Here is an 18540-nt window from a genome sequence, read left to right as displayed (position 1 = left end):
GTTGAGCGCATATAGTATGAAGCCTCTTTCGGATCCCGGATGAGAGACTGTCGCTGTATGTCGCACCATCATGATGAAATCTACCTGGACGCCAATGCCACCACCCCGGTACTGCCGGCGTCCATCGAGGCGGTCGGCCAGGTCATGGCCGAGCTGTACGGTAACCCCAGCTCCAGCCACATGACCGGCTTGCGGGCCAAACACCTGATGGAGAGCACCCGCACCCTGGCCAGGCAGGTGCTGGGCGCCCGCGACGGCCACCTCATCTTCACCTCCGGCGCCACCGAAGGGATCCAGACCGCCGTAGTCTCGGCCCTGTCGGCCCTCAAGCAGCAGCCGGACAAGCTCAACCGGCCCCGCAAGCTGCTGCTGTACGGCGCCACCGAGCACAAGGCGGTGCCCAATACCCTCAAGCACTGGAATGAGCTGCTGGGCATCAATGCCGAGCTGGTGGCGATCCCGGTGGACAAGTCCGGCCTGCTGGATCTGGACTTTATCCGCGCCAATGCCGCCGACGCCCTGATGATCTGCACCATGGCGGTGAACAACGAGACCGGTGCCCGCCAGGATCTGCCGGCCCTGGAGAAGGCCATCCGCGACCAAAACCCGGATGTGCTGTGGATGGTCGACTGCGTCCAGGCCCTTGGCAAGATGGCCCTGGCCCTCAGTGACACCAGCATCGACTATGCCCCCTTCTCCGGCCACAAGCTCTACGCCATGAAGGGCATCGGCCTGCTCTATGTGCGCCCGGGCGTGCCCTTCTCGCCCATCATTGCCGGTGGCGGCCAGGAGCAGGGCCTGCGCTCCGGTACCGAGAACCTGCCCGGCATCGCCTCCTTGAAGCCGGTGCTGGAGGCGCTGCTGGATCCCAAGCACACTACCTTCCGCGACCAGGACACCCTGGTGCGCTTTCGCGACCAGCTGGCCAACGCCCTGAGCGCCGCCTTCCCGGGCCTGGTGTTCAACAACGACTTCCTGGTGTCGGTGCCCACCACCCTCAATTTCGCGGTGGAGGGCTTCGCCTCCAAGGAGCTGCTGGATCTGTTCGACGCCGCCAACATCCGCGTCTCCTCCGGCTCCGCCTGCTCCAGCGGCGCCAGCCGCAGCTATGTGCTGGACGCCATGGGCCTGCCGGCCTGGCAGAGCGCCGCCGCCATCCGCATGTCCTTCGGCCCGGCGGTGACCCAGGGCGACATCGACCGCGCCTGCGCCCGCATCAAGGAGGCCGCCCAGGCCCTGACCCTGTCCTGCCGCCACCCCATCCAGCTCAACCCGGGTGAAAGGCTGCAGGGGCTGGTCCAGCTCAAGAGCGGCGAGGATTGCTGTTACCTGCTGGTACAGGGCAGTGATTGCGTGATCATCGAACCCCTGGCCAGCCTGGTGGACCGCCTGGTGCAGACCATCGAATGCCAGGATCTCAAGGTGCTGGCCATCCTGGACAGCCACGGCCATGCCGATCACGACTCCGCCGCGCCCCTGCTCAGGCAGCGCCTGGGCAAGCGGTTGACGCCCTGCGACGCCGATCACCTCGGCTGGCCCCAGGGCCGCCCGGCGGCTGAACTCAAGGGTCACAGGCTGCCGGCCCTGGCCCTGGGGCCCTGGGCGCTGCTCAGGCTGCCCACCCCGGGCCATACCGCCGACTCGGTCAGCTACCTGCTGGTCCAGGACGGCGCCGTCCGGGCCGCCTTCGTGGGCGACACCATACTGCACGGGGGCCTCGGCCGGACCGATTTCGCCAGCTCCGACGCCGCCCACCTCTACGACAGCGTGCGGTTGTTGGCCGAGCTGGTGCCGGCCCGGGCACTGCTGCTGCCGGCCCACGATTACCATAACCTGCTGTTCACCAGCCTGGATGCCGAACGCAAGCACAACCCGCTGCTGGCCTCGCTGCTGGCGCCCCTGCCCCTGGAGCGGGACGCCTTCGTGGCCGAGAAGAGCCGCATCGACGCGGCCCTGGAGCAGCCCTGCCGGGGCAGCGAAATCCGCTGCGGCGTCACCCTCAGCGATCTGCCCCTGCAGCCCGAACAGGAGCTGACCCCGGACAGCCTGCCGCTGCTGCGCAGCAGGGACGGTTGCGTGCTGCTGGACGTGCGCGAGCCCCATGAGCACCACCTGAGCACCCTGGCCGGCGATGACGGCAACGTGCCGCTGTCGCGCCTGGCCCAGTACGTGCTGGAGCACCCCCAGGGCGCCGGGCCGCTGATCTGCTACTGCCGCTCCGGCTCCCGCTCCCAGGTGGCGGCGGCGGCCCTGACCCGGCTCGATATCGGCGACATCTACCACCTCAAGGGCGGCGTGGCCCTGTCCCACTGACGACATCGGCGCCCATGGGCGCCGATTTTCTTTAAGATGAACTATTTACAAGGCCGCTCTCTGCCACAAGAATAAGCACAAAGAATCAATAACAGGCTTGCATATGGAACATTTTCAAGAGGTGGTGCGGATCATCGGGCTGGTGCTGGTGATCCTCGGCTGGTTGCTCAAGAGCCGCCACACCATGCTGATCGGCGCCCTGCTGATCTACGGCGCCGATGTGGCGGCCGGCATGGCCGGCAACTTCGTGGGTGACGTTCAGGGCACGGTGCCCAAATCCTGAGCCCGCCAGTGCCGGGCCAGTAGCCCGTACTGATAACAGTCCTGCCAGTGCTGGCCGACCTGCAGATGTTCGGCCAGCCTGCCCTCCCTGACCATGCCCAGCCTTTCCATCAGCCGCCAGGAGCCTTCGTTGGCCAGGGTGCATTGGGCCATCACCTTGTGGCAAGCCAGCCGCTCGAAGATCAACTCGACCAGGGCCCTGACCGCCTCCAGGGCATAGCCCTTGCCCTGGAAGGCCGGCAGGAAGGCATAGCCGATCTCCGCCAGGCCAGGTGCACGCAGCCGCAAGCCGGCGCTGCCGATCGGGGTGCCGTCTTCCAGGCAGGCCACCAGCGACAGCCACTGGTTCGGCTCCCCCGTCCAGGGCCGGATGCGCTCGGCGAAACGCTCTCTGAGCACATCGCCGGACTCGGGCTCGCCCACATGGCGCATGGTCTCGGCATCGCCGCGCTGGGCCTGGAAATAATCGAAGTCACCCTCGTCCAGGGGACGCAGCCTGAGCCGCGCCGTCTGCAGTGGCCAGTCAGGGACCAACATGGACCACCTCCCCCGCCAGCCAGGTTTCCCTGGGCCTGAGCTGCCAGATCTCGGCCACCGGCACCTGGAAGTAGTCCCTGTCCAGGATCAGCAGATCGGCCCATTGGCCCGGCGCCAGGGCGCCGACCCTGTCCTCCATGAAGGCGGCGAAGGCCGCGCCCCGGGTGAAGCCGTACAGGGCCTGCTCCCGGGTCAGGGCCTGGTCACCATACCAGCCGTCCCTGGGCTTGCCCTGGTGGTCCTGGCGGCTGACCGCCGCATAGAGGCCGTAGAAGGGATTGGCGCTTTCCACCGGGAAGTCGGAGCCGGCGGCAATGGCCACACCGGCGTCCAGGAAACGCTGCCAGGCGTAGGCACCCCTGATACGCTGCTTGCCAAGGCGGTTTTCGGCCATGTTCATGTCCGAGGTGGCGTGGCTGGGCTGGACGGAGGCGATGATGTCCAGGGCCTTGAAGCGGGGGATGTCCTCCAGGGCCACCACCTGGGCATGCTCGATGCGGTGTCGGCGGCCCTGGCGCTGGTCCTTGGGCAGGGCGGCAAAGGCATCGAGCACCCGTCTGTTGCCGGCATCGCCGATGGCATGGACATTGACCTGGAAGCCGAGGCCGGCGGCCTGGCGGATCAGCGATTCCAGTTCGCCCGGCTGGTAGATCATCAGGCCACGGTGGCCAGGCTTGTCGTGGTAATCCGCCAGCAGGGCCGCGCCGCGGGAGCCCAGGGCGCCATCGGCATAGAGCTTGACGGCCCTGGCCTGGAGGCGGTCGTCGAAACGGGGTTGTTGCACGCCGAGCCGCTGCCAGAGGGCGGGCTCGGCGGCCAGCATCACATGGAGGCGGCTGCTGAGCCTGTCGCCGCGCCTTTCGAAACGCTGCCAGCTGTCCAGATCGACGCCGGCATCATGGACCGAGGTCAACCCGACCCCGGCCAGGATCTGCAGGGCCGCGGTCAGGGCCGCTTCCTTTTCGGCCTCACTGGGCTCGGGGATCAGCCTTTCCACCAGCGCCATGGCGTTGTCCACCAGCACCCCGGTGGGCCTGCCGTCCTTGTCCCTGAGAATCGCGCCGCCCTCTGGGGCCTTGGTCTTGGCGGTGATGCCGGCCAGCTTCAGGGCCGCCTGGTTGGCCCAGCCGGCATGGCCATCGACCCGGCGCAGCCAGATCGGTCTGGGATCCTCGACCAGGGCCAGATCCCGGGCCCTGGGCATGCGCCGGTCAGGCCACAGCTCCTGGTTCCAGCCCCGGCCGGTGATCCAGGCCGGCGCCGGGTTCTTGCGGGCGAAGCGACGCACCCTGTCCAGGGCCTGGGCCAGGCTGGTGGTACCGGCCAGATCGACCCGCAGGGCGTTGAAGCCCAGGCCCATGACATGGCCATGGGCATCGATGAGGCCGGGCAGCACCGTCCTGCCGTCCAGATCCCGCACCCTGGCCCCCTCGGGGATGGCCAGCTCGCTGCCGCCCCTGGCCTTGACCTTGCCGTCCTCGATGATCAGGCGGCTGAACCGGACCAGCTGCTCACCCTGCCAGCCGTAGCCCCTGATGTCGTCCAGCACCACCGTCTCGGCGCCGGCACCAAGGCCTACCAGGGCCAGCGCCGCCAGCATCCATCGCTTCATGAAAACTCCTTATAAACCAGGCCACTGAGCCAAGCTCAGCCTAACACGGCCGGCACGGGTGAAGGGCACCCCTTCGGCCAGCAGCAGCTCTTTCTGGATCAAGTGCCCGTTGCTTGCCCGTGGCGAGCACAGGCCCTGGGCGTTGACAACGCGGTGCCAGGGAATATCGGCGGGACAGTGGGCCATGGCACGGCCCACCTGGCGGGCGTGCCAGCCCAACAAAGAGGCCAGCTGACCATAGGTGGCCACCTGACCTCTGGGGATATGCCTTACCAGGGCATAGAGACGATCAGCGCTTCTCGACGTAGGACTGGCCTGCGCAGAAGTGTTCCAGGCAGCGGCTGGCAAAGCGGCTTTCCAGGCCCTGGATGGTGCTGATCTTGCTGGCGCTGTTGAGGTTCAGCAGGGTGATGGCGGCGTCCTGGACCCCCTTGAGGCGCACGTGCACGGGCACGGCGATACGCTCGCCCTCGCCCACCTCGTCCATGATCTCGCGGGCATCGCCGCAGCTCATGATGTACTGGCCCAGGTAGGTGCCGCGGCTGGCGCCCCAGTAGTTCCACTGCATCTCGAACTCATCGGGGCGGTAGGCACACCAGTAGGCGGTCAGGGACACCATCTGGCCCAGGTGGACGTCACGGGCGCGAACGCCGTCCATCACTGCCCGGTCCACATTGCTGTCGGCCACCTGCAGGGTGCCCATGTTCATGCCCTTGCGACGCGACTTGGACACACCCACGTACTCGGTGGGCAGCCAGAAGGTGGCGCTGGCCAGGGCGGAGTCGTCGGCCGGCGGCGCCTTGGTCACCCTGGCCGGCTGCTCCTCAGCCACCTCGGCAACCTCCTCCACTTCGGGTTCCGGCTGGGGATCCGGCGCCACCCCGGCCCAAACCTGGTTGGCCCGCTCGCTGAGCAGGGCGTACCTGGACTTGATGCCTTCCAGGCGGCTGATGGGCATGGCGGAACGCTGGCCGTCCTTGAGGAAGCTCTGGAAGGTCAGGGTGCCGTACTCGTCCATGTAGAGGCTGACCTCGTGGGCCACGTCGCGGGTTTCACCGTCGGGCAGGCTCAGCTTCCAATCCGATTCCTCTTCGTAACCGAACAGGCTGTCGCTGTCGATGAAGTAGAAACTCTCGCCATAGCCGGTCTCACCGCTTTCCAGGCGCTCGCGGATGTAGCGCAGTTCCCCCTGATCGTAATAGGCCACGAAGCTGGCGGTGCTGTCACCGCTGATCACCTCGCCGGCCACCTTCTCCATGTTGGCGGTGTTGTCCAGGATCCAGTCCCGGCGCTCGTCCAGGGCATTCTTGACTTCGATGGCGGGCAAGCGAACGTCGACCATCTGCTCCTGGGGTTGGTTGGTTTGTGCTTCAGGTTTGGTCTGTTGTGCAGTCTGCTGACACCCCATCAGGGTGGCGACAGTGGTTGCCAGCAACAGCGTCCCGACCTTGTTTTTTTTAATCATCCGCTGTGTCTCCGTTGCGGCAGACTTGAAATATGTTAAAGGGATAGCCCCACGCTATCCCTTTTTATCATAGCTGACAACTGCTTGTCAGAAGGCAAAGCCATTGTCTTTTATATTAATTTCCGTTACTTCGCCATAACGTTTCGCCAGTTCGCGAAGTTCATCTGCCTTGCCGATGAGCACGAACTGCAGCCCCTGGCGCGGGAAATGCCGGCTCGCCAGGGCCCGGCTGTCGGCCAGGCTCAGGCCGTCCACCTGGCTGGTGAAGTCGTTGATGCGCTCGGGGCCGTAGCCGTACAGGGCCATCTTCGACAGCAGGCCGGCCAGCTGCCTGGAGGTTTCGAAACGGGGCGGGAACTGCCCTTTCACATAGGCCTTGGCGGAGTCCAGGGTGGCCTGATCCAGGCCTGGCTCGAACAGGCGCTCATAGGTCTTGAGGGCCAGTTCTATGGCTTCCTGGCTGGTGGCGGTCTTGGTGAAGGTGGAGATCTGGAAGGTACCGCTGAGGCGATCGGCATCGAAGCCGCTGCGGGCACCATAGGTGAGGCCGGCGTTGACCCTGAGCTCGTCGTTGAGCCAGGAGGTGAAACGGCCACCCAGTACGGTATTGATCACCGAGACCCGGGTCCAATCCTTGTCCAGGGCCGCCATGCCGGGACCGCCGATGATGAAGGTGGTCTCTATGGCATCGCTCTTGTTCACCAGCAGTACCCTGGCCTTGTCCGGCATCTGCGGCACCGTGAACTTGACCATGGGCGACTCGCCCTTGGGCTGCCAGGCGCCGAAGCTGTCCTGGAGCTTGGCGGCAAAGGCCCGGGCATCGAAATCCCCCACGGCGCTCAGCACCATGTTCTCGGGACGATACCAGTCGCGGTAATAGGCCTTGATGGCGGCCGTGTCGATGGCCGGCACCGAGTCGGCGGTGCCCATCACGGCATTGCCGTAGGGGTGCTCGCCATACATCAGCTTGGCGAAGTACTGGCCGATGACGGCCTTGGGGCTTTCCTTCATCTGTGCCAGTCGGGCCAGGTGGCGCTGCTTGTACTTGGCCAGCTCGTCGGCGTCAAAGGCGGGCTGGGTCAGCACCTCCTGGATCAGCGCCAGCATGGCGTCGGCATCCTTGGCCAGGAAACGGGCGCTGAGGGTGGTGCCCTCCAGGCCGGCACCTATGCCCAGGCTGGCGCCCATGGCGTCGAGCTGGGCTTCCAGCTCGTCCTTGGAGCGCTTCTGGGTGCCCAGCATCAGGCTCTGGGCGGTGATGAAGGCCTGGCCAGCTTGCTCGTCATGGATGGCGCCGGCCTTGAGCACCAGGCTGATGTCGATGAGCGGCACCTCGTGGTGCTCCATCAGCTGCAGGGACAGGCCATTGGCCAGTTGCCGCTTGTCGATGGCCGGCAGCTGGAAGCTGGCCTTGGCCGCCTGCGCCGCCACGGGCGCGGCCGCGGGCTCGTGTTGGGTCGCCTGGCAGGCGGACAGGGCCAGGGAGAGGCCCAAGGCGGTGGTCAGTCTTTTCATTCCTTGTCCTCCTTGGCATCGAGAATGCCGACGGTACGGTTCTTCTTCAGCAGGTACTTGCCGGCCACCCGCTTGATGTCGTCCACGGATACCCTGGCGAAATCCTCGCCGGCGGTGTAGAGCTTCCTGTAATCGCCATAGAACAGCTCGTAGGTGCCGATGGCGTTGGCCTTGCCGTTGATGGTCTCGAGCTGGCTGTAGAAACTCATCAGTTTCAGGCTCTTGGCCTTGTCCAGCTCTTCGGCGGTGACGCCCCGCTCACGCACGGCCTTGAGCTCGGCCAGCAGCGCCTTTTCCAGCTGCTCGGCGTCGACCCCGGGCCTGGCCACCGCATAGAAGTACAGCAGGTTGGGATCGAAGCTTTCCGGCAGGTAGGCCATCACGTCCGTGGCCAGTTGCAGCTCGTCCACCAGGCGCTTCTTCAGACGGGCGCTGCGGCCCTGGGTCAGCACGGTGCCCAGCATGTCCAGGGCCGGGGTGTCGGCATCACTGCTGGCCGGCACATGGTAGGCCACCATGATGTTGGGGCTGGAGACCGAGGCCTTCTGTACATAGACCCGGCGCTCGCCTTTTTGCTCGGGCTCGACGGTGACCACAGGCAGCGGCGGCTCCTGGGCCGGGATGGGCTCGAAATAGGCCTTGGCCAGGCGCTTGACCTCGTCCAGCTGAACGTCGCCAGCCACCACCACCAGGGCATTGTTGGGGGCGTAATAGGTCCTGTGGTACTGGACCAGATCCTCCAGGCGCCAGGCCTTGATGTCGGACTCGTGGCCGATCACCGGCCAGGAATAGGGATGGGCCCTAAAGGCGGCGCCCTTCACTTCCTCGGACAGGGTCCGCCAGTTGGAGTTTTCCAGGCCCGTGGTGCGCTCCGAAGCCACTACGCCGCGCTCGGATTCCACCATTTCCGGGTTGATGTCCAGCTTGGCGATACGGTCCGCTTCCAGATCAAAGATGGTTTCCAGGCTGGCGGCCGGGAACCAGTCGGTATAGACGGTGACGTTCTCCGTCGTATAGGCGTTGTTGGCGCCGCCGGCCGCCTCCATGACCCGGTCGAACTGCTTGGGTCCGTACTTCTCGGCACCGTTGAACATCATGTGCTCGAAGAAGTGGGACAGGCCGGTGATACCGGGACGCTCGTTGCGCGAGCCCACCTTCCAGAACAGGTACATGTTGGCATTGGGGATGGAGTGGTCCTCCAGGACCATGACTTCCATGCCGTTTTTCAATGTGAAGCGCTGGACTTCATCCTTGACTTGGGCCGAGACCGACAACGAGGCCGCGGCCAGGCCGGCCAGCAGCCAGCCCAGGGGACGCCTTTTCATGGCTTGCTCCTATGGTTTTAATTCTTCTAATTTACAACAACTTGCCTATTGGTCGGCAGCCCCTGGCTGTTAGCAAATGTGTCAGGAACTGCGGTTGTGCTCGAAGTAGTAGCTGACGTGGGTGCGCGGCTTGAGGTAGTCGAACACCGCCTGGGGCAGGTTGGCGGGCTTGATGGTCTTCTCGACCGTCAGGCCTTCCTCGCCCACGTCGATGATGGCGGCCTGGTCCCGCGGCACCTTGGGATCGTAGACCAGCACATTGGGGCTGAGCAGGCGGGCGGAATTGACCGTCATCACCAGGCCGTACTGGCCGTTGCTGAGTTCCACCACGGTGCCGGGCGGATAGATCCCCAGCAGGCGGATCAGCTGCTGCACATGATCCTGGTTGAACTGGGCGGTCTTGTTCTTGTAGAGGTGCGACAGCACGGCGTGGGGCGGGATGCCGGGCTTTTGCTTGCGGCCGTGGCAGAGGTTGTCGTATTCGTTGGCGATGGCCACCAGTTGCGACAGGGGATGGATCTGCTCGCCCTTGAGGCCCTTGGGATAGCCGGAGCCGTCCAGGGCTTCGTGATGCTCGGTGATGATACGCCGGACCTGCTCCGGGAAACTGCCGTATTTCTCCGCCAACTCGCCACCGTACTGGGGATGCAGGGCCAGGAAGTTGCGCTCGGCATCGCTGAGGTCGGCCTTTTCCTTGCGGACGATCTGCGACGGCACCTTCATCTTGCCGATGTCGTGGAATATGCCGCCCAGGCCGGCCAGGCGCATCTCGTCATTGCTGCACTCCCCTGCCCTGGCCATCAGCATGGACAGCATGGACACGTTCAGGCAGTGGAAATAGAGGCTGTCGTCCCCCTTGGGGTCGTTCATCAGGTGCAGCACCACGTCCTTTTGGCTCATCAGGGCCTGGGCAATCTCGTTGATGAGGTTTTCCGCATCCTGGAAGGCGGTCAGGGGACGCCGGGACAGGTTCTGCATCACCGAGCGGATCTCGCCCACGGAACGCTGGAAGTCCTGGCGGGCCCGGTTCAGGCTACGGCTGTACTGGCGCTGCTTGTCGATCTGGGCCTGCTTGCGCAGATAGGCCTCGTCCTTGGGGGCGGGATCGACCTCCTCCTGCGTTTCCGTCGACTTCACCGCCTCCTTCAGGGGCAGCGGTTCCACGTCGGACTTGCTGGTGAGGATGTCGACCGTCTTCAGACCAAGCCCCTTGATGATGGCGATCTGTTCTTCGCTGCGGATCTTGAACTGGCTGAACATAAAGGGGTGCTGTACCCACCCCAGGGAGAGGTCGACATAGAGGCCAACGCGCAGTTGGCTGGGCAGGATACGTTGTCTTGTAGTCATCGTCGCTCGGCAGAGAGTCAGAATCGGTTTTAATCAACAAACCACAAAATGCATTCCCGGTCGTTTGCCTGGATCAAGGCTCATTCATCCGGTATCGGCCCGGTCATGGTAACGTACCGCATCTTACCTCAAAGGAGACCATCATGACCGTCATCAAGCCCTTGTTTCCCGCTCTGTTGTTGGCACTACTGGCCGGTTGCGCCGGTCAGCCCAACGGCCGCGGTGCCTGCGCCGCCCAGCTGGATGCTGCCTGGGCCGAGCTGGACATCGCCAAGACCGAAGGTTTTGCCGGTACCGTCAGCTATACCAAGGCGGTTGGCCTGTTGTCCCTGGCCAAGACCCAGCAGACCATCGAACGCTTCGACTCCTGCGTGGAAAAAGCCAGCCGGGCACGCTACTACATCGCCCAGTCCCGCCAGGGCCAGTAAGCTCACTTTCCCGGCAGCACCGCGGCCACCCGCAGCGGGCCACCGCTGCCGCCCTTGATCTTGATGGGCAGGGCCACCAGCTCGGCGCCGGTGGCCGGCAGGCTCTCCAGGTTGGTGAGGTTTTCCAGGGCCGGGATATTGGCGCTCATCAGGGTGACATGGCTGCCAAACAGGGTCGACTGGCCATGGTCGATGCTGGCGGTGTCTATGCCCACCGCCTTGACGCTTCTGTTGTTGACCAGCCAGGTAGCCGCTTCCGGCGCCAGCCCCGGGAAGTGCAGCTCGGCCACGGCAGCCTGGCCGCGCCTGGCGGTGCCCAGATAGGCCTCGGCATTGGGCCAATGGCGGGAGAAGCCGGTGCGAAACAGCACTATGACACCGTCGGCCAGCCGGCCGTGGCGCCGCTCCCAGGCGCTGAGGTCCGCCACCGAGATCTGGTAGTCGCTATCGGCCTCGGCCTGCTCGGTGACATCCACCACCGCCACCTGGCCCACCAGCTGGGTCAGGGGGATCTGATCCACCGACCAGCGCCCCCTGGCGAAATGCACCGGGGCGTCCACATGGGTGCCACCATGCTCGGCGGCGCAGAATTGATAGGCCGAATAGTAAAAGCCCTTGTCGGTCGCTCCCTCGAAGACGGTGTCCAGCTTGAAGCGCTCAGCGGTGGGCCAGTAGAGAGTCTGTTCGGAGAGATCGTGGCTGAGATCCACCCAGCGGCTACCAAGCAGGCCCTGGTGCTGGGCACAGGACAGCAGCAACATGCTGAGAAGCGGCAGGGCGATTTTGAGCCTCATGGGATATCCCTATCTGAGCAGGACTGCCGCCCCTCGGGTGCGGCCTTGATGGCTCTTACTATAGTCCAGGCCACCACGACTGCCTCCCGCCACATCCTTAAGCATTCAGGCCTGCACCGCCATTCGCCAGCAACATCAAACCGTTTCCTTTCAAGGGCCCGCCAAAGAAAAAGCCCCGCTTCAGCGGGGCTTGGCTTCAGTTTTCTTCTGCGGCCCTGAAGTCCTTCATGACCCAGCCCACATAGCGGCGCCTGAGATGGCCCAGGTCGTCGAGGATGACATAGAGGGCCGGCACCAGCACCAGGGTGATGACGGTGGCGAAGAGGATGCCGAAGGCCAGGGACACCGCCATGGGGATGACGATCTGGGCCTGCAGGCTCTTCTCCAGCACGATGGGCAACAGCCCGAAGAAGGTGGTCAGGGAGGTCAGGGTGATGGCCCTGAAGCGCTTGGTGCCGGCATCCAGCACCGCCTGGCGGATGGGCACGCCGGCCGCCCGCTCCTTGTTGACGAAGTCCACCATGATCAGCGAGTCGTTCACCACCACCCCGCTCAGCGCCACTATGCCGAACAGCGACAGCATGGACAGCGACAGTCCCAGCAGCAGGTGACCGGCAATGGCGCCGATGATGCCGAAGGGGATCACCGACATGATGATCAGCGGCTGGCTGTAGGAGTTGAGGGGAATGGCCATCAGGGCGTAGATGACGAACAGCGCCGCCAGTGCCCCCAGGGCCAGCTGCATCAGGTTCTCCTGCTCGTCCTGGGCCTCGCCCCGCACCTGGGAGCTCACCCCCGGGTACTTGGCCAGGATCCCCGGCAGCACGTCCTTGTTGATTTCCTGGATCACCTTGAAGGGCTCTATCTTCTGCTTGTCGGCATCGGCGCTGATGGTGACGGCACGGACGCCGTCGACCCGGGTGATGCGCGAGTAGCCTTCGCCGGTTTCCAGCTCGGCCACGGCCGAGAACGGCACTTCCTGGCCGCTGGGGGTGCGCACCCTCATGTTCTCCAGGTGGGAGATGGAGCGGCGCTCTGCCAGCGGATAGCGCACCATGACCTTGACCTCTTCGTCGTCGCGCTGGATGCGCTGGGCCTCGGCGCCGTAAAAGCCCTGGCGGACCTGGCGGGCCAGGTCGCTCAACGAGATGCCCAGGGCCTCGGCCTCCGGCTTGACCTTGAGGCGGATCTCCAGGTTGCCGGAGGCCAGGGAGTCCTCGATATCGAACACGCCCTCATAGGTGGCCAGCCTGGCCTTGAGCTCGTTGGTGGCGGCGGTCAGGTTGTCCAGATCCTTGCCCTGGAGCTGGAAGGCGATGGCGCCACCGCCGCCATTGTTGCCGATGGAGGCGTTGAGCTTGAGGGTCTTGACCCCGGGCTGATCGCCGAATTCCTTGCGCCACAGATCCGCCAGCTCGAAGGCGCCTATGTCGCGCAGCTCCGATTTGGTCAGCTCCACCACCAGCTCACCACTGGTATTGGAGTTGTTCCACACATAGGAGTGCTTGAGTACCCGCTGGCCACTTTCCTCATAGAGGCGGTCGTCCACCCGCCACAGGGCCTCCTGCAGGCGCTGCAGGGTGTCGTTGGTGGTCTCCACGGCCGTGCCGTTGACCATCTCGATGCGGCCGTTGATGAAGTCAGAGGGGATGTTGGGGAAGGATACCCAGCGCACGAAGCCGCCCATGATCAGGCCCACCGACAGGATCATCATGGCCAGGAACACCGCCATGGTGTTGTACCTGTGCCTGATACAGGTTTCCAGGAAGGGCTTGTAGCGCTTGTGGATGAGGTTGTCGTAACCGCGGGTAAAGGCGGCCTTGAAGCGGGCAAAGGCGCCCCTGCCGGGTTCCTTGCTGACCTTCATATGGGCCAGGTGGGCCGGCAGGATCAGCTTGGACTCGATCAGCGAGAAGATAAGGCAGAGGATCACCACCGCCGCCACCGCCTTGAAGATGGCGCCCTGGAAGCCGTCCACCATCAGCATGGGAATGAAGGCGGCGATGGTGGTCAGTACCCCGAAGGTGGCCGGCATGGCCACCTTCTTGGCACCGGCAATGACGTTTTCAGTGCTGTGGCCGTTCTTTTCGATCTCCGAATAGACGCTCTCGCCGATGATGATGGCGTCATCCACCACTATGCCCAGCACCAAGATGAAGCCGAACAGGCTGATGACGTTGATGGTCACGCCCACGAAGGGCATGGGCATGAACAGCAGGGCGCCCAGGAAGCAGATGGGCAGGCCGATGATGACCCAGAAGGCCAGGCGGATCTGCAGGAACAGGGCCAGCACCAGGAACACCAGCAGGCCCCCCATCCACATGTTGCCCAGCATCAGATCCAAACGGCCCTGCAGGTAGAAGGAGGAATCGCCCCAGTGGTCGATTTCGACGCCCGGCGGCAGATCGGCCTTCTTCTTGGCCACATAGGCCTTGACCTTCTCGGCCAGCTCCAGCACGTCCTGGTCGCCCACGGCGGTCACGCCAATGCTCACTCCGGGCTTGCCGTTGAAGCGGGCGAAATTGTCCTCTTCCACGAAGCCGTCGCGGACCTCGGCCACGTCGCCCAGCAGCACCCGGGTGCCGTCGGGGCGGGTCACCAGCACGATGTTCTCGAACTCGTAGCCGCGGTAGGCCTTGCCCTTGACCCTGAGCAGGATGTCACCTGTGTTGGACTTGATGGCGCCGCCGGGCAGATCCACGGAGCTGCTGCGTACCGCCCGTACCACGTCGTCCAGGGTCAGGCCGAACTCGCGCAGCCGGTGCTCGGCGACCTCGATGCCGATCTCGTAGCCGCGGGTGCCCAGGGCCTCGGCCTTGGTGATGCCGGGCAGGGCCTTGATCTCGTCGCTGATCTCCTTGGCCAGCTCCTTGCTCGCCCGCTCGTCCAGATCGCCATAGACCTGCACCCAGATCACCTGCTGCTCGGGGCGGATCTCATAGATGATGGGCTTCTCGGCATCTTCCGGGAAGGATGGCACCGCGTCCACCTGCACCTTGATCTCGTTGAGCAGCTCGGTGACGTCATAGCCGCTTTCCACCTCCACGGTGATGGAGCCGATGCCTTCGCTGGCCCTGGAGGTGATCTCCTTGATGCCCTCGATGTCCTCGATGTTCTCCTCGATCTTGAGGATGATGCCCTCTTCCACCTCCTGGGGCGCCGAGCCTGGGTACGGCACCTGGATGGAGACATAGGGCAGGTTGACCTCGGGGAACATTTCCTTGCGGATGCCAAGACCCACCACCAGGCCACCGATGATGATAAACAGCATCAGCAGGTTGGCGGCCACCGAGTGGCGGGTGAACCAGGCGATCAAGCCTTTCTGGGTGTCCATCATTTACCCCGCACTGCCAGTTGGGTGTCGCCTTCGGCCACGTCCGACGACGGCGCTTCGCCGCGGATGGCCACCAGGGTGCCGTCGATGACATCGCTCATGGGGGTCAGCGCCACCTGCTCGCCGGCCTCCAGGCCGCTGGTGACATAGGCGAAGTCGCTGTCGGTGCGCTCCACCTGGACGGTACGACGCTGGACGCGCCTGTTTTCGTCCAGCACCACCACCTGATCGCCGCGCACGGCGCTCTTGGGCAGCACCACCAGATCCCGGGTCAGTTCGGCCTGGATACTGGCCTGCACGAAGGTGCCGAACTTGAGCAGCACGGAGGCGCCGTTGTCTCGACCGTAGGGATCCGGCACTTCCGCCACCAGTTGGCTGAGGCGGCTCTGCTCGTCCAGCACGCCGGTGCTCTGCACCAGCTTGGCCTGCCAGCGGTGGGTTTCACCGGCCACCTCGGACTGCAGCTCTATGGTCACGCCGCGGGGCTGGCTGGAGTTGAGGCCCAGCCAGGCCAGCTCGGTGTCGGACACCGGCAGACGCACTTCCGCCACGGCGGTGTCGTCCACCAGGCCCAGCTGGGTGCCTGGGCTGACGTACTGGCCCAGATCGATGCGGCGCTCGCGGACCAGGCCGTCGAAGGGGGCACGGATCACGGTGCGCTCCAGATTGCGCCTGGCCTTGTCCAGGTTGGCCTCGGCACTGCGCACCAGGGCCGCCTCCCGGGCCAGCTGCGGCTTGCGCAGGGCAATGTCGGTGACCTTGTCCTTGGAAACGCTCTTCCACTCCTGGGCCGCCACTTCCGCCTTGGCCTTCTCTTCCTCGTAGCCGGCCTTGGCGCGGGCCAGCTCGGCCTCGGCACTGTGCAGGGCGGTCAGGTAGTCGGCGTCGTCGATGCGGGCCAGCACCTCACCCTGCTCCACCAGGCCACCGGCACGGAACTTGTCGGACACCGACAGGATACGCCCGGCCACCTCGGCCACCAGGGTGGTCTGGGTCTTGGGCCTGACCGTACCCTGGGAATCAACCAGGAACTGCACCGGCTTGCGCTCGGCCTCGACCACTTCCACCGCCAGCAGCGGCTTGGCCTCGTCCTTTTTCTCCGGCGGCTTGCGCATGGACATCATGACGACGGTCGCCACGATGGCGCCGACAATGATGAGGACAGGCGATGCCTTGGCCAAAGCCTTCAGCACTTTGAGCATGGTGAGTTTCCTTATTCTTGAACCAGTGATCCCAAGGTATAGGGGCGTTTATACCCCAAGGGGTGCAGGGCCCTCCACAGGGGATGTTTTACAAAATGTTAAGGGGGTAAAGAACGGCAAAGGCCCCGGATGGGGCCTTTGTCAGGAGGGCATCAAGCGCTCAGCACCTTTGCAGGGTCAGGCAACCGGCGGAGTAGCCGGCACCAAAGGAGCAGATCACCCCGAAATCGCCGGATTTCAGGTCGTCCTTGTACTTGTGGAAGGCGATGATGGAGCCCGCCGAGGAGGTGTTGGCGTACTCGTCGAGGATGATGGGGGCATTGTCCTGGGTCGGCTCCACCCCCAGCACCTTCTTGGCGATGAACTGGTTCATGTTGATGTTGGCCTGGTGCAGCCACAACCGCTTGAGCTGGTCGGCCGGCACCTGCTGGCGTTCCAGCTCGCCGGCGATCAACTTGCTGACCATGGGCAGCACTTCCTTGAACACCTTGCGCCCTTCCTGGATGAACAGCTTGTCGTCATCGAAACGGTGCTGGGGGGCGCAGCGGTTCAGGTAGCCGGCGTTGTTGCGGATGTTGTTGGAGAATTCGGTGATCAGCCTGCTGCCGCGAATGGCCCAGAGCTGCTGGCCCTGGCTGTCGTCCTTGAATTCGACGATGGCGGCGGTGCAGGCGTCGCCAAAGATGAAATGGCTGTCGCGGTCACGGAAGTTGAGGTGGCCGGTGCAGATCTCCGGGTTGACCACCAGCGCCAGGCGGGCCTGGCCGCCCTGCACCAGGCTGGCGGCGGTGGCGATGCCGAAGGTGGCGGAGGAACAGGCCACGTTCATGTCGAAGGCCATGCCCTGGGCGCCCATGAAGTGCTGCAGCTCGACGGCCATGGCCGGATAGGGACGCTGCATGTTGGAGGCGGCAACGATCACCAGATCCACCTCTTCCGGCTGACGGCCGGCCTGCCTGAGGGCCTCGTCGGCGGCGTGCAGGGCCATCTCCACCATCACCGACGGCTTGTCGTTGCTGCGCTCGGGAATGAGCGGCATCATCACTTCCGGATCCAGGATGCCGTCCCTGCTGACCACGTGGCGGCTCTTGATGCCGGAGGCCTTCTCGATGAACTCGCTGGACGAATAGGCCTTGGGCTCCAGCTGGCCCAGCTCGATGGCGGCGGCATTCTCCTCGTTGTAGAGGTCCACGTACTGGTTGAAGGCGGCCACCAGCTCGTCGTTGCTGATGCTGTTGGGTGGCGTGTAGAGGCCGGTACCGCTGATGACAATCTCGCTCACAGCCTTTCCTCTTGCTTTGTCTCGGCTTGGGTGGCGGCAGTATAACTTATCGGACCACTTCCCTGAATCACCACAGTGCCGGACACCTTGTCCTGGATGGCCTGGCGGTTGGGATCCCAGAGGATCTGCAAAAAGCCCATCAGGCCGGTGGCCAGGCCGGCGCCGTAGCCGCCGTAGCGGCCGAAGGCGCCCCAGAGAGTGATGGGGCCATTGTCCAGCTGCACCACCCGGATCCCCAGCAGCCGCTTGCCCGGGGTGCGGCCCCGCCACCAGGTGGTGAAGAGGGTGAAATAGAGGGCGGCCCAGGACAGGCCCAGGCCCAGATCGGTGATGATGCCCTTGGCCCAGGCGATCAGGGACGGCTCCTGCTCCGCCTGGTCGCCATCGTCCAGGGTGATGATCTTGTCCGGTGTTTCGGGTACCGCCGGCGCGGCGGCGGCCTGGCTGGCCAGGGCCTTGTCCAGCGCCTTGAGCAGCTCCCCTTCCAGTTCACTGCGCTGCGCCGGGCTGGCCCAGTCAAGGGCCGCCACCAGCTCCGGCACTAGCTCCCTGGCCTTGTCGGGCTCGCTGGCCAGGGTCTCGGCCAGGGTGTTCACCAGATCGGCGCTGCCGCCATGCACGCAGGTCATGTCCTTGCAGAGGCCGAACTGAACCGAGGCCGCCGACAGCGCCGCGGCCTGGCCAAAGCTGTCGATGTCGCTTTCCGCTTGCCGGACGTCGAGTTCGTCCATGAGAACGGCCGACAGGGCCACTGTCACCCCGAAGACGATCACCACCGCCACCGAGCGCAGCAGGCCCCTGGCCCAGCGGTGCACCACCTGATCGTGGCGCTTGGCGATTTGCCAGGTGGCGACGGCGGCCACCAGGGCGATGAGCACCTCGGACGCTTCGGTGAGCATGGCCACCAGCAGCAGATCCAGGGCCATGGCCAGGCCCCGTTGCCAGGGCTTGGCCAGGGTCCGCCCCAGCAGTGCCTTGTCCACGGAAAAGGCATAGGGGGTCACTATGGCCCTGGTTTCCTTGCCTTCCCGCCACTCATCCAGGGCCGTCTGCTCCTGTACTTCCTGTTCTAAAGTGCTCATTTCTTGGTGTTTTTATATGGAT

At 64.7% G+C, this 18540-nt stretch carries 14 protein-coding genes; 3 read left to right on the top strand and 11 right to left on the bottom strand.

Features of this window, described 5'->3' with window-relative positions:
- The first annotated feature begins 57 nt into the window (after window positions 1-57).
- Both WDB71_RS06315 and WDB71_RS06310 read left to right on the top strand, forming a co-directional pair.
- Window positions 58-2313, top strand: coding sequence for an aminotransferase class V-fold PLP-dependent enzyme (locus WDB71_RS06315; RefSeq protein WP_341503792.1), 2256 nt, complete (start codon window positions 58-60; stop codon window positions 2311-2313).
- A gap of 103 nt (window positions 2314-2416) precedes the next feature.
- Complete coding sequence (locus WDB71_RS06310) at window positions 2417-2596, top strand: hypothetical protein (RefSeq protein WP_341503791.1); 180 nt, start codon at window positions 2417-2419, stop codon at window positions 2594-2596.
- Here WDB71_RS06310 and WDB71_RS06305 read toward each other — a convergent pair.
- From WDB71_RS06305 to WDB71_RS06280, 6 genes are all read right to left on the bottom strand, one after another.
- Window positions 2572-3132, bottom strand: a complete 561-nt coding sequence (locus WDB71_RS06305) for a GNAT family protein (RefSeq protein ID WP_341503790.1) — start codon at window positions 3130-3132, stop codon at window positions 2572-2574. The two genes, WDB71_RS06310 and WDB71_RS06305, sit on opposite strands and share 25 nt — an antisense overlap.
- Entirely contained in the window at window positions 3119-4744 is a 1626-nt protein-coding gene (locus WDB71_RS06300) for an amidohydrolase (RefSeq protein WP_341503789.1), read from the bottom strand. Before WDB71_RS06300 ends, WDB71_RS06305 begins: the two co-directional genes overlap by 14 nt.
- A 289-nt stretch (window positions 4745-5033) precedes the next feature.
- A complete protein-coding gene (locus WDB71_RS06295; RefSeq protein ID WP_341503788.1) occupies window positions 5034-6086 on the bottom strand; it encodes a hypothetical protein in 1053 nt (350 codons plus the stop codon).
- Between the two features lie 210 nt (window positions 6087-6296).
- Window positions 6297-7724: a pitrilysin family protein gene (locus tag WDB71_RS06290; RefSeq protein ID WP_341503787.1), complete on the bottom strand. Its 1428-nt coding sequence runs from the start codon at window positions 7722-7724 to the stop codon at window positions 6297-6299.
- On the bottom strand, window positions 7721-9049 hold the full coding sequence (locus WDB71_RS06285) for a pitrilysin family protein (RefSeq protein WP_341503786.1): 1329 nt from the start codon (window positions 9047-9049) through the stop codon (window positions 7721-7723). Before WDB71_RS06285 ends, WDB71_RS06290 begins: the two co-directional genes overlap by 4 nt.
- Before the next feature lie 81 nt (window positions 9050-9130).
- On the bottom strand, window positions 9131-10396 hold the full coding sequence (locus tag WDB71_RS06280; protein ID WP_341503785.1) for an HD-GYP domain-containing protein: 1266 nt from the start codon (window positions 10394-10396) through the stop codon (window positions 9131-9133).
- Between the two features lie 143 nt (window positions 10397-10539).
- Here WDB71_RS06280 and WDB71_RS06275 point away from each other — a divergent pair, with 143 nt between their 5' ends.
- Window positions 10540-10824, top strand: a complete 285-nt coding sequence (locus WDB71_RS06275) for a hypothetical protein (protein ID WP_341503784.1) — start codon at window positions 10540-10542, stop codon at window positions 10822-10824.
- A 2-nt stretch (window positions 10825-10826) separates the two neighbouring features.
- Here the strand turns inward: WDB71_RS06275 and WDB71_RS06270 are convergent, their stop codons facing one another.
- The 5 genes from WDB71_RS06270 to WDB71_RS06250 all read right to left on the bottom strand — a co-directional run bounded on the left by WDB71_RS06270 (window position 10827) and on the right by WDB71_RS06250 (window position 18518).
- Entirely contained in the window at window positions 10827-11618 is a 792-nt protein-coding gene (locus tag WDB71_RS06270) for a cyclase family protein (protein WP_341503783.1), read from the bottom strand.
- A gap of 196 nt (window positions 11619-11814) precedes the next feature.
- Window positions 11815-14952, bottom strand: coding sequence for an efflux RND transporter permease subunit (locus WDB71_RS06265; protein ID WP_341503782.1), 3138 nt, complete (start codon window positions 14950-14952; stop codon window positions 11815-11817).
- Window positions 14952-16154 (bottom strand): efflux RND transporter periplasmic adaptor subunit, encoded by a 1203-nt coding sequence (locus WDB71_RS06260; RefSeq protein WP_341503781.1) that lies wholly within the window; start codon window positions 16152-16154, stop codon window positions 14952-14954. The genes WDB71_RS06265 and WDB71_RS06260 overlap by 1 nt, the downstream gene beginning before the upstream one ends.
- A gap of 160 nt (window positions 16155-16314) precedes the next feature.
- Window positions 16315-17436: a beta-ketoacyl-ACP synthase III gene (locus WDB71_RS06255; protein ID WP_341503780.1), complete on the bottom strand. Its 1122-nt coding sequence runs from the start codon at window positions 17434-17436 to the stop codon at window positions 16315-16317.
- Window positions 17433-18518: an RDD family protein gene (locus WDB71_RS06250; RefSeq protein WP_341503779.1), complete on the bottom strand. Its 1086-nt coding sequence runs from the start codon at window positions 18516-18518 to the stop codon at window positions 17433-17435. The genes WDB71_RS06255 and WDB71_RS06250 overlap by 4 nt, the downstream gene beginning before the upstream one ends.
- Window positions 18519-18540 lie beyond the last annotated feature (22 nt).

This window comes from Gallaecimonas sp. GXIMD4217, assembly GCF_038087665.1.
GTDB lineage: Bacteria > Pseudomonadota > Gammaproteobacteria > Enterobacterales > Gallaecimonadaceae > Gallaecimonas.
This window is presented reverse-complemented; position numbering and strand designations above follow the sequence as displayed.

Bases quoted from the DNA above. Each gene is read 5' to 3' on its own strand.
- WDB71_RS06290 (WP_341503787.1), bottom strand. From the start codon at position 7,724: ATGAAAAGACTGACCACCGCCTTGGGCCTCTCCCTGGCCCTGTCCGCC.
- WDB71_RS06295 (WP_341503788.1), bottom strand. From the start codon at position 6,086: ATGGTCGACGTTCGCTTGCCCGCCATCGAAGTCAAGAATGCCCTGGAC.
- WDB71_RS06260 (WP_341503781.1), bottom strand. From the start codon at position 16,154: ATGCTCAAAGTGCTGAAGGCTTTGGCCAAGGCATCGCCTGTCCTCATC.
- WDB71_RS06265 (WP_341503782.1), bottom strand. From the start codon at position 14,952: ATGGACACCCAGAAAGGCTTGATCGCCTGGTTCACCCGCCACTCGGTG.
- WDB71_RS06305 (WP_341503790.1), bottom strand. From the start codon at position 3,132: ATGTTGGTCCCTGACTGGCCACTGCAGACGGCGCGGCTCAGGCTGCGT.
- WDB71_RS06280 (WP_341503785.1), bottom strand. From the start codon at position 10,396: ATGACTACAAGACAACGTATCCTGCCCAGCCAACTGCGCGTTGGCCTC.
- WDB71_RS06310 (WP_341503791.1), top strand. From the start codon at position 2,417: ATGGAACATTTTCAAGAGGTGGTGCGGATCATCGGGCTGGTGCTGGTG.
- WDB71_RS06315 (WP_341503792.1), top strand. From the start codon at position 58: ATGTCGCACCATCATGATGAAATCTACCTGGACGCCAATGCCACCACC.
- WDB71_RS06275 (WP_341503784.1), top strand. From the start codon at position 10,540: ATGACCGTCATCAAGCCCTTGTTTCCCGCTCTGTTGTTGGCACTACTG.
- WDB71_RS06285 (WP_341503786.1), bottom strand. From the start codon at position 9,049: ATGAAAAGGCGTCCCCTGGGCTGGCTGCTGGCCGGCCTGGCCGCGGCC.
- WDB71_RS06250 (WP_341503779.1), bottom strand. From the start codon at position 18,518: ATGAGCACTTTAGAACAGGAAGTACAGGAGCAGACGGCCCTGGATGAG.
- WDB71_RS06300 (WP_341503789.1), bottom strand. From the start codon at position 4,744: ATGAAGCGATGGATGCTGGCGGCGCTGGCCCTGGTAGGCCTTGGTGCC.
- WDB71_RS06270 (WP_341503783.1), bottom strand. From the start codon at position 11,618: ATGAGGCTCAAAATCGCCCTGCCGCTTCTCAGCATGTTGCTGCTGTCC.